The 12,956-nt window shown below is 60.4% G+C and carries 17 protein-coding genes; 14 read left to right on the top strand and 3 right to left on the bottom strand.

The window, feature by feature from the left end:
• Nucleotides 1–21: 21 nt before the first annotated feature.
• From fliN to motA, 3 genes are all read right to left on the bottom strand, one after another.
• A complete protein-coding gene (gene fliN, locus SJY08_RS15305) occupies nt 22–651 on the bottom strand; it encodes a flagellar motor switch protein FliN (protein WP_054150862.1) in 630 nt (209 codons plus the stop codon).
• Between the two features lie 61 nt (nt 652–712).
• A complete protein-coding gene (locus SJY08_RS15300) occupies nt 713–1,660 on the bottom strand; it encodes a FliM/FliN family flagellar motor switch protein (protein ID WP_377276687.1) in 948 nt (315 codons plus the stop codon).
• A 2-nt stretch (nt 1,661–1,662) separates the two neighbouring features.
• The gene (motA, locus tag SJY08_RS15295) at nt 1,663–2,541 is read right to left on the bottom strand and encodes a flagellar motor stator protein MotA (protein ID WP_377276685.1); all 879 of its coding nucleotides are present in this window, start codon (nt 2,539–2,541) and stop codon (nt 1,663–1,665) included.
• Between the two features lie 222 nt (nt 2,542–2,763).
• Here motA and flgF point away from each other — a divergent pair, with 222 nt between their 5' ends.
• The 14 genes from flgF (at nt 2,764) to SJY08_RS15225 (ending at nt 12,820) form a co-directional block, all read left to right on the top strand.
• On the top strand, nt 2,764–3,498 hold the full coding sequence (gene flgF, locus SJY08_RS15290) for a flagellar basal-body rod protein FlgF (RefSeq protein WP_054150859.1): 735 nt from the start codon (nt 2,764–2,766) through the stop codon (nt 3,496–3,498).
• Nucleotides 3,499–3,516: 18 nt separating this feature from the next.
• Complete coding sequence (fliI, locus tag SJY08_RS15285) at nt 3,517–4,905, top strand: flagellar protein export ATPase FliI (RefSeq protein WP_054150858.1); 1,389 nt, start codon at nt 3,517–3,519, stop codon at nt 4,903–4,905.
• Between the two features lie 2 nt (nt 4,906–4,907).
• The gene (locus tag SJY08_RS15280; protein WP_377276682.1) at nt 4,908–5,483 is read left to right on the top strand and encodes a flagellar protein; all 576 of its coding nucleotides are present in this window, start codon (nt 4,908–4,910) and stop codon (nt 5,481–5,483) included.
• A 75-nt stretch (nt 5,484–5,558) separates the two neighbouring features.
• Nucleotides 5,559–5,954 (top strand): flagellar basal body rod protein FlgB, encoded by a 396-nt coding sequence (flgB, locus tag SJY08_RS15275; protein ID WP_054150856.1) that lies wholly within the window; start codon nt 5,559–5,561, stop codon nt 5,952–5,954.
• Nucleotides 5,954–6,376, top strand: a complete 423-nt coding sequence (flgC, locus tag SJY08_RS15270; RefSeq protein WP_054150855.1) for a flagellar basal body rod protein FlgC — start codon at nt 5,954–5,956, stop codon at nt 6,374–6,376. Before flgB ends, flgC begins: the two co-directional genes overlap by 1 nt.
• Nucleotides 6,373–6,708 carry a flagellar hook-basal body complex protein FliE gene (locus SJY08_RS15265; protein ID WP_054150854.1) on the top strand — a complete coding sequence of 112 codons (336 nt, stop codon included), beginning with the start codon at nt 6,373–6,375 and terminating at the stop codon, nt 6,706–6,708. The genes flgC and SJY08_RS15265 overlap by 4 nt, the downstream gene beginning before the upstream one ends.
• 15 nt (nt 6,709–6,723) lie before the next feature.
• The gene (flgG, locus tag SJY08_RS15260) at nt 6,724–7,512 is read left to right on the top strand and encodes a flagellar basal-body rod protein FlgG (RefSeq protein WP_006726361.1); all 789 of its coding nucleotides are present in this window, start codon (nt 6,724–6,726) and stop codon (nt 7,510–7,512) included.
• A 17-nt stretch (nt 7,513–7,529) separates the two neighbouring features.
• Nucleotides 7,530–8,006, top strand: a complete 477-nt coding sequence (gene flgA, locus SJY08_RS15255) for a flagellar basal body P-ring formation chaperone FlgA (RefSeq protein ID WP_069042271.1) — start codon at nt 7,530–7,532, stop codon at nt 8,004–8,006.
• A 14-nt stretch (nt 8,007–8,020) separates the two neighbouring features.
• Nucleotides 8,021–9,124 carry a flagellar basal body P-ring protein FlgI gene (locus tag SJY08_RS15250; protein WP_377278629.1) on the top strand — a complete coding sequence of 368 codons (1,104 nt, stop codon included), beginning with the start codon at nt 8,021–8,023 and terminating at the stop codon, nt 9,122–9,124.
• Nucleotides 9,121–9,657: a MotE family protein gene (locus tag SJY08_RS15245; RefSeq protein WP_377276677.1), complete on the top strand. Its 537-nt coding sequence runs from the start codon at nt 9,121–9,123 to the stop codon at nt 9,655–9,657. The genes SJY08_RS15250 and SJY08_RS15245 overlap by 4 nt, the downstream gene beginning before the upstream one ends.
• Nucleotides 9,654–10,373 carry a flagellar basal body L-ring protein FlgH gene (gene flgH / locus SJY08_RS15240; RefSeq protein WP_069042268.1) on the top strand — a complete coding sequence of 240 codons (720 nt, stop codon included), beginning with the start codon at nt 9,654–9,656 and terminating at the stop codon, nt 10,371–10,373. The genes SJY08_RS15245 and flgH overlap by 4 nt, the downstream gene beginning before the upstream one ends.
• Nucleotides 10,374–10,392: 19 nt before the next feature.
• On the top strand, nt 10,393–10,911 hold the full coding sequence (locus SJY08_RS15235) for a flagellar basal body-associated FliL family protein (protein ID WP_069042267.1): 519 nt from the start codon (nt 10,393–10,395) through the stop codon (nt 10,909–10,911).
• Complete coding sequence (gene fliP / locus SJY08_RS15230; protein ID WP_153761414.1) at nt 10,908–11,645, top strand: flagellar type III secretion system pore protein FliP; 738 nt, start codon at nt 10,908–10,910, stop codon at nt 11,643–11,645. The genes SJY08_RS15235 and fliP overlap by 4 nt, the downstream gene beginning before the upstream one ends.
• A gap of 248 nt (nt 11,646–11,893) precedes the next feature.
• Nucleotides 11,894–12,820: a flagellin gene (locus tag SJY08_RS15225; RefSeq protein WP_153761415.1), complete on the top strand. Its 927-nt coding sequence runs from the start codon at nt 11,894–11,896 to the stop codon at nt 12,818–12,820.
• Nucleotides 12,821–12,956 lie beyond the last annotated feature (136 nt).

The following is a 12,956-nucleotide window of genomic DNA, read 5'->3' as shown; positions in this document are numbered from 1 at the left end:
TCCTCTCTGGCCCGTCATGGGTCAGGATGTCTTGGTCGCCATCACTTCAATCAGTTTGACACCAAATCGTGTATCGTCGTTCTCGAGAACGGTGATCTCGCCGCGCGCAATGCGACGACCATTCACCATGATCTCGACAGGTTCGCCGATCTTCTTGTCCAGCGCGATAATGGCGCCTTCTTCCAGGTTCATCAGTCCGGAAACCTGCATCCGGCTGGAGCCGAGCACGATCTGGACCTCGATCGGGATGTCCATGATCAGGTCGAGATTGGCGGTGAGGCCGCTGCCCGGTTCCTGCTGCGAGCCGCTGGAGCCGCCGAAGTCGGCGCCGCCGCCGAAATCGCTGCCACCACCGAAATCGCTTGAGCCGCCAAAATCGCTGCCACCGCCGAGATCGCTGGAGCCGCCGAAATCGCCAAGTCCGAAGTCATCGCTTGGGCCAGCTGCAGCGCCGCCGCCGAAATCCGACTCAAACGCTGCGAGCGGGTCGTCCTTGAGACCAAGGTCCGAACCGAAGTCCCCGAGACCTCCGTCCGCGTCAGCCTTGAGGACGCCGCGCAGGTCATCGACGGCCTGATCGAAATCGGTGTCGCTCGCGCCCGGCATCGCCAGCGCGTCGTCATCCTTCGGTGGTGTCTTCTTCGTTGCCATGGGTTGATTATTCCTCTTGAAACTTGCCTCAAGCTGCCGTGCGGCGAGCCCCGGTAAATTGCTAGCTCATCAAATGCTTTAGAATCTCATCTTCGCTGCTCACATTGTCCTTTACGCGCACGGTGTATCGATCGCCTGCGCGGCCGAACTCGCAGCGGTAGAGATTCTTGCCGTTGGCGCTGACATCCACCATCACGTCGCCCTTGTCGTGGAAGGGAATGACGTCGCCGGCGACGAGGCGCGAAACGGTGGCGAGCGTCAGCGAATCGAGTCGGACCCGGGCTTCCAGGGTGACCTGGGAGCGACGAACCTGCTCGGCGATCTGTTCCTGCCATTCCTTCTTCGACTTGCTGGCCTGGTTCTTCGACTTCGGCATCGTGACGACAGTCTTGAGGAGCGCCTTCTGCGGAATCATCAGGTAGAATTCCGAGGTGACCGTGCCAAGCGTGATGCCGAGCTTCACTGTCACCGCGTATTCGTCAACATGGTCTTCTTCCAGCTTCTGACGATCTTCGGCATTGTGAGCCTTTTCGAGCAGCGGCTCGAACCCGCCGGGCGCGTTGACGCCTGAGCGCAGAACGTTTGCGATCTTGTCGAAAACCATGACGGCCAGATCGAGTTCGATCTGCGACAGAGGGCGCTCGATCGGCTCCTGGATCGTCTCCGGCAGGGCACCGAGAAGATTTTCCATCAGCGTGATGACGAAGCTGTTGCCGCATGCCAGCACGAAGTTCGGTGACCAGTTGCGCAATTGCCCGTCGGCAAGCGAGACATTGTCGCCGAGATCGGCAACCAGGTCCGTCATCAGGCCGCTTTCGTGGCCGTGGTAGTGAACCTGCATGGTGAGCCCGGTCTCGCTGTGGAAGACGTCCGGCAGGAACTCGACATAGAGCTGGCCGAAGTCGCTGCACAGGCGCTGCAGGGTTTTCGAATCGCCCAGCCCGCCGGTCAGTTTGGCGAGAAGCGCGCGGTCCATGCTGGGTGCTGTCTCAGGGATGGTCTCGGTCATGATCAAGCTGCCTTGCTTTCACCGCCGCCACCCGGGTTCATCATTTCCTGCTCGACGGCGTCGATCGACGGACGCTCGTGCGAGGAAATTGTCTTGCGGCCGTATTCGAGTGCCACCTGCGGCACCGAGCCGTTCATGTAGGCGAGTAGTGTCTGCTTCACGATGATGTAAAGGCGATGCTGCTTGGTGCGGACGACCTTTATCTGTGCGATCAGCGGGCTGACGAGGCAGTAGGACAGGAAGATACCGAGCATGGTGCCGACCAGTGCGGCGCCAACCAGGCCGCCGATCACCTCGGGCAATTCGTTGATGTAGCCCATGGTCTTGATGATCCCGAGCACGGCCGCGATGATGCCGATGGCAGGGAAGGCGTCACCGACCGTGTTCAGCGAATAATAGGGTTTCATCTTGTCGTAGAGAATCGTCTCGATCTCTTCGTCCATCAGCGCTTCGATCTCGTGGCTGCGGGCATTGCCGATGATGATCAGGCGGACATAGTCGCAGATGAAGGAGGTCAGCTCCTTGTTCTTCAGCAGGTTCGGTGCTGCCGTGAAGATCGAGGATTCTTCCGGGTTGTCGATATGGGCTTCGATCTCGTTGCGCGACTTCGTGCGAAGGTCACGCATCAGAGAATAGAGAACACCCAGCACGTCCAGATAGTCGCGTTCCTTGGGTACCTTGTACTTTATGGCTTCGCCAACAGCCTTTCCGGTATCCTTTATGACCTTCATGGAGTTAGCCATGATGAAGCCGCCGACGCCCGCGCCTCCGATGATGAGCAGCTCGAACGGCTGGTTGAGCACGGCGAGCTTGCCACCCATGGCCATGTAGCCGCCGAGCACGCAGCCCAGAGTGATCACGAATCCGATGATAATGTTCATTTTGCCCGTACCCGAACGTTACTATTCACTTTGAGCGATAAGGCACCTGCCTTGCGTGAGGCTGAATCAGGGTTTCCTTTTAGGTGTCCCCGCTTCTTAAGGCCTGGTTCCGTCTCGACAGTTTCGCGCAAGCCTTTTGCCGCAAGAAGAGTGGCATGGAGCGTAGGCTATCCTGCGTTAAATAATGATTTACTGATATTATTCACTTGCGGAGGCAAAGCGGTGCAATCCGGTATCTATGTGTCCCTGTCGTCGCAGATGGCCCTTGAGCGTCGTCTCACCACCATCGCCGACAACATGGCCAATGTGAACACGGTGGGCTTTCGCTCGACGGATGTGAAATTCGACGAGATGCTGAGCCGAACCGGCAATGAGCTTAATGCGAAAATCGCATTCGTGAGCCAGGGCAACGACTATCTGTCGACCAAGAGCGGCGAACTGCGCGAGACCGGCAATGTGCTGGACTTCGCGATCAAGGGTGACGCCTGGTTTTCAATCGACACACCGGTCGGCCAGGTGCTGACACGCGATGGCCGTTTCACCATGACTGACACTGGCGAGCTGGTTTCGACCCGTGGCTACCCGGTTCTCGATGCCGGCGGCGCGCCGATCCAGCTCAACCGCGCCGGCGGTCCGCCGGAAGTCGGGGCCAGTGGTCAGATCATACAGGACGGTCGTGTCGTCGCCACGCTCGGCATCTTCACTGCGGACGTGCGCAACGGCTTCCTTCGATATGAGAACAGCGGCGTGACCACCGTCGACAACCCGCAGCCGGTCGTCGACAACCCGGAAATCTCGATTCTTCAGGGCTATGTCGAAAACTCCAACGTCAACGGCATCGGCGAAATGACCCAGCTCATCCAGGTCAATCGCGCTTTCGAAGCCATCAGCGCTCTGATCAGCTCGAGCGAGAATACCATGAGCGAGGCGATCAAGGTCCTCGGCGGCGGCAACTAAGCCTGAAAGCGGATAATCATGAGTGCGCCGACACCAGACGAATTTCCGCTGTCACCCAAGCTCGGGCAACTGGCGGCGTTGGCGCAGCGTTATTCCCGGCCGACCAATTCCGTCACGCAGGGCGGCCATGTTCGCACCATCGCAGCCGGGCACTACACGGTAACCGGCCTCTCGCGCCATGTCCGCCTCGGTGAATTCGTCGCGCACCGGTCGTCGACGGGCGTGCATCTCGGCGAGGTCGTGCGTGTAGAGCCGGATGTCTGTTACGTCTGCCCGATCGAACCCGGCGAACCCATCGGCATCCACGATGTCGTGATCCGCAAGGGTGCCTTTCGCATCGCACCCGACGACAGCTGGTGTGGCCGCACCATCAACGCGCTGGGCGATCCCATCGACAACGGTCCGGCGCTGGCGCCTGGACCCGAGCGTCGTCCAATCTCGACGACGGCACCACCTTCCATGACACGACAGCGTGTCGAGACCGGTTTCAAGACCGGTGTTCGTGCAATCGACATTTTCTCGCCGCTTTGCCTCGGCCAGCGTCTTGGCATCTTCGCCGGGTCCGGCGTCGGCAAGTCGACGCTTCTGTCCATGCTCGCCCGCGCCGATGCCTTCGACAAGGTCGTCATCGCCCTGGTCGGCGAACGTGGTCGCGAAGTGCGCGAATTCATCGAGGACACGCTCGGCGACAACATGGCGAAATCGATCGCTGTGGTCGCGACCAGCGACGAGAGCCCGATGCTCAGAAAGATGGCGCCGCTGACGGCGATCACCATTGCCGAGCACTTCCGCGACAAGGGCCAGAACGTTCTCTTCATCGTCGACAGTGTCACGCGTTTTGCCCATGCAATCCGCGAGGTGGCCACGGCCGCCGGCGAGCCACCGATTGCCCGCGGTTATCCGGCCTCGGTCTTCACGGAATTGCCACGCCTTCTTGAGCGTGCCGGTCCGGGCGCGGAAGGGGCGGGAACCATCACCGCGATCATCTCGATCCTCGTTGACGGCGACAACCACAACGACCCGATTGCCGACTCGACACGCGGTATCCTCGACGGTCACATCGTGCTTGATCGTGCCCTTGCCGACGAGGGACGTTATCCGCCGATCAATCCCCTGACATCGATCTCCCGTCTGGCCCGCAAGGCCTGGACGCCCGAGCAGGAGAAGCTGGTGTCGCGCCTCAAGGCGCTGATTCATCGCTTCGAGGAAACCCGGGACCTGCGCCTGATCGGCGGCTACCGTAACGGTTCCGACCCCGATCTCGACATGGCGATCAAGCAGGTGCCGGTCATCTACGATATTCTGAAGCAGACGCCGGGCGAGAAACCGGCACTGGATGCCTATGCCGATCTGGCAAACGCTCTCAAGGCGGCTGCCGGCGGGCAAGGTATGAGGCAAAGGGGGTGACCATGACCGATTTCGATGCTGACGAGCCCGTGGCTCCGCTGCGACCGGTCTTGGCGAAGCGCCGCGTTCCGACCGTCGACCGTGTTCTGGCCTTCACCGGCATTGCGCTGGCATGCAGTGCCGCGCTGTTTCCCTGGTACGTTTTCTTCAATGAAGGGAAATTCGGCGTCCGGCTTGCCGAGTGGGGGCCTACGCGTGATCTGCCCGAGGGCCCGGGACGCAACGTCTTCAGCGTATCGCCGCTTGCTCTCGTGGACAACGATGATGATGAAGATAATAGCGAGGGCGAGGGCGAGGTAGACGCGGTTGACCAGATCGTCACCGCGACCGTCCCGACCTTGGGGCGGGAGCAGCCGGAAGCGCTCGATGTGCCGAGCGCGCAGCCATTTCCAGGAAAAAGCGGCTTCCGCCTTTTGCATGTCGCCAATGGTCGTGCGCTGATCGAAGACAAGTCCGGCATGTTTCTCGTGCGGGTGGGTTCGATCCTGCCCGACAACAGCCGTGTCGCCACGCTTGAGCAGCGTGACGGAAAATGGGTCATTGTAACCTCGGCCGGCGAAGTTGTTCGAAACAATTGAAAAGGCGCGGGGCGGGCAAGTCCCACGCAAGATTAAGGGCCTAGGCTCCGATCAGTAAAAGACGGAGTAACGCCCATGAATCCCATCCAGTTGTTCGAGCTGGCATCCCGACAGTCGGAATGGCTTTCGGTGCGGCAGCAGGTCGTGGCGACCAACATCGCCAACGCCAATACCCCGAAATTTCTGGCCAAGGATATCACGCCCTTCAGTGCGGTCCTGGACCGGACGAGCACCGTGCAGGGCATGGCCGTCACCCAGCCGGGCCACATGGCTGCCAACGACTTCAGCGATCGCAACATCGCCGTCGAGGACGAAGATCTCAACAACGAGATCGGCATTCAGGAATCGGGCAACACGGTCGCGCTCTCGGACGAACTGAGAAAGACCGGTGAAAACAAACGCAACCACGAGCTGAATACCTCGTTGGTCTCCTCCTTCCATCGCATGATGCTAATGACGGTGAAACGCTGATGACTGATCCATTGATGGCAACCTTGCGGGTTGCGGGAAGCGGGCTGGAAGCCCAGTCGACCCGCCTTCGCATTGTATCGGAAAACATCGCCAATGCGCGCACCACGGGCGATACGCCTGGCGCTGATCCCTATCGCCGCAAGACGATTACCTTTGGTGCCGAGCTGGATCGCGTGACGGGTGCACAGACCGTCGAGGTCAAGAAGCTCGGCGTGGATCAGAGTGATTTCATTGCGGAATACGATCCGGGTAACCCGGCGGCTGACGAGCGCGGCATCGTCAAGATGCCGAACGTCAACATTCTGATCGAGATGGCTGACATGCGTGAATCCAACCGCACGTATGAAGCGAATCTGCAAACCATCAAGCAGACTCGTGAAATGCTCTCTCAGACAATCGCGCTCCTGAGGGCCTCGCAATGATCGAATCTATCACGAAGACCAGCGCATTGGGCATCGGCGGCCTGGATTCACTGTCCAGCTCGTTTTCGTCCAAGGGCCTGACCACCGAGGGTACGACGCCTGGCACCATGACCGGCGAGACCTTCATGGCAGCGCTGAGCAATGTTGCGTCGGGCGCAGCCAACAACCTGAAGCAGGCTGAACAGGTCTCCTTCGATGGGATCCTGGGCAAGGCGACGACCCGCGAAGTGGTCGATGCCGTCATGCAGGCCGAGCAATCGCTCCAGACGGCGATCGCGTTCCGCGACAAGATCGTCAACGCCTATCTCGAAATCACCAAGATGCAGATCTGACAGGGGTACCGAACTATGAGAGCGCTCGCCATCGCAGCCACGGGTATGGATGCCCAGCAGACCAATCTTGAGGTCATCGCCAACAACATCGCCAACATCAACACGACGGGCTTCAAGCGCGCACGTGCTGAGTTTTCCGACCTCCTCTACCAGACGGAGCGGGCCCAGGGCGTACCGAACCGCGCAAACCAGGCGATCGTGCCGGAAGGCGCCAACATCGGTCTTGGCGTGCAGACGGCGGCCGTCCGCAATATTCATACCCAGGGTCAGCTGACGCAGACCGGTAACGAATTGGACCTCGCGCTCATCGGCCGTGGCTGGTTCCAGATCGAAAGCCCCGATGGTGCAACGCTCTACAGCCGCTCCGGCGCATTCAACATGAATGCCGAGGGCCAGCTGGTCACGATCGACGGTTACCTCGTCACGCCGCAGATCACGATCCCGCAGGATGCCAGCGAAGTGGTGATCAGCCGGACAGGCCAGGTTCAGGCCCGCATCGGCAACGATGCCGACTATACCGACCTCGGACAGCTGACCATCGCCAACTTCGTCAACGAAGCCGGTCTGAAGCCGCTCGGTGACAACCTGTTCGCCGAAACCGCAGCCTCGGGTGCCGCAATCGTGGGTGCGCCGGAAGATCCGGGCTTCGGCTACATCAAGCAGTCCTACCTGGAAGCTTCGAACGTCGACTCGGTGAAGGAGATCACGGACATGATCTCGGCCCAGCGCGCCTACGAGATGAATTCCAAGGTCATCACCACTGCCGACGAGATGGCTCAGATCGTCAGCAAGAACCTCAAGTAAGACAACTGGAGGCAAACATGAGGTTTCGCCGGAAATTCGGACATGCCTTGCGCGCGATGGCTGTCGCCGTCGCCGCCATGGCTCTCGGCGCCGGCACTGCCCTGGCGCAGAACACGGCCGTGATCCCCAAACAGGTGATCTATCCAGGCGAAACCATTGCATCCGAGCAGGTCGATGTGGTTCCCGTAACCAATCCGAATCTGGCCGGAGGCTATGCCCGCACCAGGGAAGAAGTGGTCGGCATGGTGGCCAAGCGCACCTTGCTCCCCGGTCGGACCATTCCGGTCCATGGCCTCCGCGAAGCGTTTGCGGTCAAGCGCGGAAGCAGCGTTCGTCTGACCTTCTCGATCGGCACCATGCTGATCAGCGCCAGCGGTACGCCGCTGACCGACGCCTCGGTCGGCGAGGTCGTGAAGGTGCGCAATATCGATTCCGGCTCGATCGTGTCTGGCACGGTCATGGCGGATGGCACGGTACAGGTGATGGCAAAATGAGATTGATTGCTCCCATGCGGATTGCGCTCTGCGCGCTGGCGCTGGTCATGGCTCCCCTCGAGCCGGCCATGAGCGCCAATTCGCGCATCAAGGACATCGCCTCGCTCCAGTCCGGACGAGACAACCAGCTCATCGGTTATGGCCTCGTGGTCGGTCTGCAGGGAACCGGCGACAGCCTGCGTTCTTCGCCGTTTACCGACCAGTCGATGCGCGCGATGCTCCAGAACCTTGGCATTTCAACGCAGGGCGGGCAGTCGAACGCCAAGAACGTCGCGGCCGTCATGGTCACCGCCAATCTGCCGCCTTTCGCAAGCCCCGGAAGCCGCATCGACGTGACCGTGAGCTCGCTGGGTGACGCAACGTCTCTGCGCGGTGGCACGCTGGTCATGACGTCGCTGACCGGCGCTGACGGTCAAATCTACGCCGTTGCGCAGGGGTCTGTCGTCGTGTCGGGCTTCAATGCCCAGGGCGATGCTGCAGCCGTGCAGCAAGGCATTACCACCTCCGGCCGCGTGCCGACGGGTGCCATCATCGAGCGCGAACTGCCGTCCAAGTTCAAGGATAGCGTCAATCTCGTGCTGCAGCTCCGCAACGCCGACTTCACCACGTCGCTTCGTATCGCTGATACGATCAACGCCTATGCGGCTGCCAACTACGGCGCGCCGATCGCCGAGGCACGCGACAGCCAGGAAGTGGTTGTCCAGAAACCCCGCACGGCCGACCTCGCCCGCCTGATGGCCGATATCGAAAACCTGGTCGTCGCAACGGATTCGCCGGCCCGTGTCGTCATCAACGAGCGTACCGGTACCATCGTCATCGGCGCCGATGTCCGTGTCTCGCGCGTTGCCGTGAGCTATGGAACGCTGACGGTTCAGGTGCAGGAAACCCCGCAGATCATTCAGCCAGAGGCGTTCTCGCGCGGTGAGACGGCTGTCCAGCCGCAGACAGATATCTCGATCCGGCAGGAAGGCGATCAGATCGCAATCGTCGATGGACCTGATCTCAGAACCCTCGTCAGCGGCCTCAACAGCATCGGCATCAAGCCGGACGGCGTCATTGCCATCCTGCAGGGCATCAAGTCCGCCGGTGCGCTGCAAGCGGAGCTCGTGCTGCAATGATCCATCTCGATTGTCTTCGCCCCTCTGCCAAGTCGCTGCGCAACGTGGCTATGGTCGTGGCCGTCGCCACCTTGCCGGCCTTCGCCCAGAACGCGGTCGGCCAGCAACAGCCGCTTGGAAGTGCGACAGAAGCCGAAATCCGCCAGTTCTGCACCGGCATCGCCGATGCAGCACGCGACCAGCGTTACCTCCTGCAGAAGCAGGAACTCGACAAGTTGCAGGCCGACGTGGACAGCCGTATCGCCATCCTCGAAGAGCGCCGCGCGGAATACGAGGACTGGCTGACCCGTCGCAACGAATTCATGAGGCAGGCCGAAGGGCAGCTCGTCGAAATTTACCGGAAAATGGCGCCGGATGCGGCAGCTCCTCAACTTGAGGAAACCAACGTCATGCTGGCGGCCGCCATCATCATGAAACTGCCGCCGCGCCAGTCGAGTCTCATCCTGACAGAGATGAGCCCGGCCAAGGCTGCCCAGGTCGCTTCGATCATGTCGAGCGCCGGCAACCCCAATACATCGAAGGACCCATCATGATGAAGCGTTTCCCGGCACTGCTGGCCGTTCTCCTCCTGGCCGGCTGCCAGAGCCAGACCATCAAGGAGATCGGCAATGCACCGTCGATGAGCCCGATCGGGTCCGGACTGCGCTACAGCCAGACCCCGCAGATGGCGATGTACCCGAAGCAGCAGGCCCAGACCGCAAGCGGCTATTCCCTGTGGAGCGACAGCCAGTCCGCGCTATTCAAGGATGCGCGTGCGCTGAACGTCGGCGACATCCTGACCGTCAACATTGAGATCAATGACCGTGCGTCGTTCAATAACGAGACCGATCGCAGTCGTGACAACAATACGGGCCTGTCTTGGGGCGCTGAGATTTCCAACTTCCTCGGCTTCTCTACGGCGACGGGGACCACCGGAGATCTGTCGACTGATTCCACGACCAGTTCGTCCGGCAAAGGCTCCACGGAACGCTCGGAGCGCTTGAACCTGCTCGTCGCCGCGGTCGTCACGGGTGTGCTCGAAAACGGCAACCTGCTGATCAGCGGTTCGCAGGAAGTGCGCGTGAACCACGAGCTTCGCATCCTGAACGTCGCCGGTATCGTCCGGCCGCAGGATGTCAACGCGGACAACGAGATCTCTTATGACCGGATCGCCGAGGCCCGCATCTCCTATGGTGGTCGCGGCCGTCTGACCGAGGTCCAGCAGCCGCCAATCGGCCAGCAGGTCGTCGACATCTACTCGCCGTTCTGACGCGGGGGAGGCAAGAGACATGGAAGAAGGTCAGGAAGGCCAAGCCAAGAAGAAGTCCGGGCTGATGGCACTCGTCATCCCGCTCGTGGTCCTCACCGCCGTCGGTGGCGGTGGCGGCTGGGTGATCGGCAACATGCTCGCCCCCCAAGTGAAGCAGGCCGAAGACGCAGCCAAGGCCGCTGAAGCGGCGGCCGGTGAGAAGGGTGGTGAGGCCAAGAAAGACGAGGAGGGACTTCCTCCGATCTCCACCGAGGCCAATGGTGTCGTGGCGCTTGAGCCGATCACGACAAACCTCGCATACCCGTCGGAAAACTGGATCCGTCTCGAAGTGGCCCTGATGTTCAACGGCCCGCCGGATGTCCAGATCGCCGAAGCGGTGCACCAGGACATCATGGCCTATCTTCGCACCGTATCACTGCAACAGGTCGAGGGCCCGCGCGGCTTTCAATATCTCAAGGATGACCTTCAGGAGCGAGTTGACCTGCGCTCGGAAGGCCGCGTATCCAAGGTGATGTTCAGAACGCTCGTGATCGAATGATTCGGTTTCTACTCCTCGTCGCTGTCATGATGATGGCGCCGCAACTGGCTGTGGCCCAGCAGTTGCCGACGGATATCTTCAACACCCCGATCGATGGGTCGGTGGCGGCGTGGATCATTCGTACCTTCGGGCTGCTGACGGTGCTGTCGATCGCGCCCGGCATTCTGATCATGGTCACGAGTTTCCCGCGTTTCCTGATCGCCTTCTCCATTCTTCGCTCCGGCATGGGGCTTGCCACCACGCCGTCGAACATGATCCTGACCAGCATGGCGCTGTTCATGACCTTCTATGTCATGGCGCCGACCATGGACCGCTCCTGGCGCGAAGGCGTTCAGCCGCTCATCAACAATCAGATCACCGAAGCTGAAGCGGTCGCCCTCATTGCCGAGCCGTTTCGCGCCTTCATGACCGCAAACACGCGCGACAGGGATCTCGCGCTTTTCGTCGATATTGCCAATGAGCGCGGCCAGGCAACCATAGTGGACGGCCAGATCGACTACCGTGTCCTCATCCCGGCTTTCATGCTGTCGGAAATCCGACGCGGCTTCGAGATCGGCTTCCTGATCATCCTGCCCTTCCTCGTCATCGACATGGTGGTGGCAACCATCACCATGGCCATGGGTATGATGATGCTGCCGCCCACCTCGATCTCGCTGCCGTTCAAGATCCTGTTCTTCGTCTTGATCGACGGCTGGAACCTGCTCGTCGGCAGTCTCGTCCGGTCGTTCGTTTAAGTTAACCATCCCCGCTTACGGTTGATTCACCACGCTCCCTTACGGGCGGTTTACCACGTCATCAGCGTCCCTTGAGCTGCCTTCAATTGTAAAGAAGTTGGCAAGGATTGGCTGCGAGTTTGGACCTCGCACGACGGGTCTGGTAGCAACGAAAAATACCAAAAGGCATGATGCCGAACGTCCGTGACCGGTAAGTCTTTTAGTCCGGTATGTCCCCTCTTGTATCTCGTTTTTAAGGGACAAATCCTATGGCCAGCATTCTGACCAACTCCAGCGCGATGTCCGCGCTCTCCACCCTGCGCTCCATCGCTTCCAATATGGAAGCCACGCAGAACTCCATCTCGACCGGCATGAAGGTTTCCAAGGCCTCCGACAACGCTGCCTACTGGTCGATCTCGACGGGCATGCGCTCCGACAACATGGCGCTCGGCGCAGTTACCGACGCTCTCGGCGTTGGTGCTGCAAAGGTTGATACCGCATATGCCGGTATGGAATCCGCCATCGACGTTATGAAGGAAATCAAGACCAAGGTTGTCGCCGCCACCGAAGAAGGCGTTGACAAGGCCAAGGTTCAGGAAGAGATCACGCAGCTGAAGGAACAGCTGGTGTCGATCGCGAAGAGCTCGTCCTTCAACGGCGAAAACTGGCTGGCGGTTGAAACTGCTGGCGACAAGACGGTCGTGTCGGGCTTCATCCGCGATGCATCGGGCAATGTCGGTGTTAAGACCACGACCTACACCCTGGATCAGAACAACCTGCTCTACCGTTTTGACGCGCAGGGTGAAGTCGATGACGCTCAGGAATCGATCCTGACGAGCACCGACAACGTTACGGTCAGCGGCGCGGCTGCGGCGGTACAGTCGATCAAGATCACCGACCTCGACGTCGAGAACGACGATCTTGACGTGGCTCTCGCATCTGTCGACGCTGCTCTTGAGAAAATGACGAGCGCTGGCGCTGAACTCGGCTCGGTCTCGAAGCGAATTGACCTTCAGACTGAATTCGCAGGCAAGCTGTCTGACGCCATCGAGAAGGGCGTTGGCCGTCTTGTCGACGCCGACATGAACGAAGAGTCGACCCGCCTGAAGGCCCTGCAGACCCAGCAGCAGCTGGCGATCCAGGCTCTCTCGATCGCGAACAACGACTCGCAGAACATCCTGTCGCTCTTCCGTTAATCGCAAGATCAGGTCGGCCCGTAAGGGCCGGCTAGACTATCCCGACGCCGATATGCCTTGGTGGCTGACCAGAGGCGTGCGAAGGGAAGGCTTAACCCTCCGGAGGCTGAACCGGAACGGAAGCTACACGAAGGCC

Origin of the sequence: Rhizobium sp. R86522, assembly GCF_042466255.1 — a bacterium.
Classification (GTDB): Bacteria; Pseudomonadota; Alphaproteobacteria; order Rhizobiales; family Rhizobiaceae; genus Allorhizobium.
Note: the sequence above shows the minus strand (reverse complement) of the source record. Positions and strands in the feature narration are given on the sequence as shown.

What these genes read in the sequence shown, in the direction of transcription:
- fliN (WP_054150862.1), bottom strand. Translation starts at nt 651, where the DNA reads ATGGCAACGAAGAAGACACCACCGAAGGATGACGACGCGCTGGCGATG.
- SJY08_RS15300 (WP_377276687.1), bottom strand. Translation starts at nt 1,660, where the DNA reads ATGACCGAGACCATCCCTGAGACAGCACCCAGCATGGACCGCGCGCTT.
- motA (WP_377276685.1), bottom strand. Translation starts at nt 2,541, where the DNA reads ATGAACATTATCATCGGATTCGTGATCACTCTGGGCTGCGTGCTCGGC.
- fliI (WP_054150858.1), top strand. Translation starts at nt 3,517, where the DNA reads ATGAGTGCGCCGACACCAGACGAATTTCCGCTGTCACCCAAGCTCGGG.
- SJY08_RS15280 (WP_377276682.1), top strand. Translation starts at nt 4,908, where the DNA reads ATGACCGATTTCGATGCTGACGAGCCCGTGGCTCCGCTGCGACCGGTC.
- flgB (WP_054150856.1), top strand. Translation starts at nt 5,559, where the DNA reads ATGAATCCCATCCAGTTGTTCGAGCTGGCATCCCGACAGTCGGAATGG.
- flgC (WP_054150855.1), top strand. Translation starts at nt 5,954, where the DNA reads ATGACTGATCCATTGATGGCAACCTTGCGGGTTGCGGGAAGCGGGCTG.
- SJY08_RS15265 (WP_054150854.1), top strand. Translation starts at nt 6,373, where the DNA reads ATGATCGAATCTATCACGAAGACCAGCGCATTGGGCATCGGCGGCCTG.
- flgG (WP_006726361.1), top strand. Translation starts at nt 6,724, where the DNA reads ATGAGAGCGCTCGCCATCGCAGCCACGGGTATGGATGCCCAGCAGACC.
- flgA (WP_069042271.1), top strand. Translation starts at nt 7,530, where the DNA reads ATGAGGTTTCGCCGGAAATTCGGACATGCCTTGCGCGCGATGGCTGTC.
- SJY08_RS15250 (WP_377278629.1), top strand. Translation starts at nt 8,021, where the DNA reads ATGCGGATTGCGCTCTGCGCGCTGGCGCTGGTCATGGCTCCCCTCGAG.
- SJY08_RS15245 (WP_377276677.1), top strand. Translation starts at nt 9,121, where the DNA reads ATGATCCATCTCGATTGTCTTCGCCCCTCTGCCAAGTCGCTGCGCAAC.
- flgH (WP_069042268.1), top strand. Translation starts at nt 9,654, where the DNA reads ATGATGAAGCGTTTCCCGGCACTGCTGGCCGTTCTCCTCCTGGCCGGC.
- SJY08_RS15235 (WP_069042267.1), top strand. Translation starts at nt 10,393, where the DNA reads ATGGAAGAAGGTCAGGAAGGCCAAGCCAAGAAGAAGTCCGGGCTGATG.
- fliP (WP_153761414.1), top strand. Translation starts at nt 10,908, where the DNA reads ATGATTCGGTTTCTACTCCTCGTCGCTGTCATGATGATGGCGCCGCAA.
- SJY08_RS15225 (WP_153761415.1), top strand. Translation starts at nt 11,894, where the DNA reads ATGGCCAGCATTCTGACCAACTCCAGCGCGATGTCCGCGCTCTCCACC.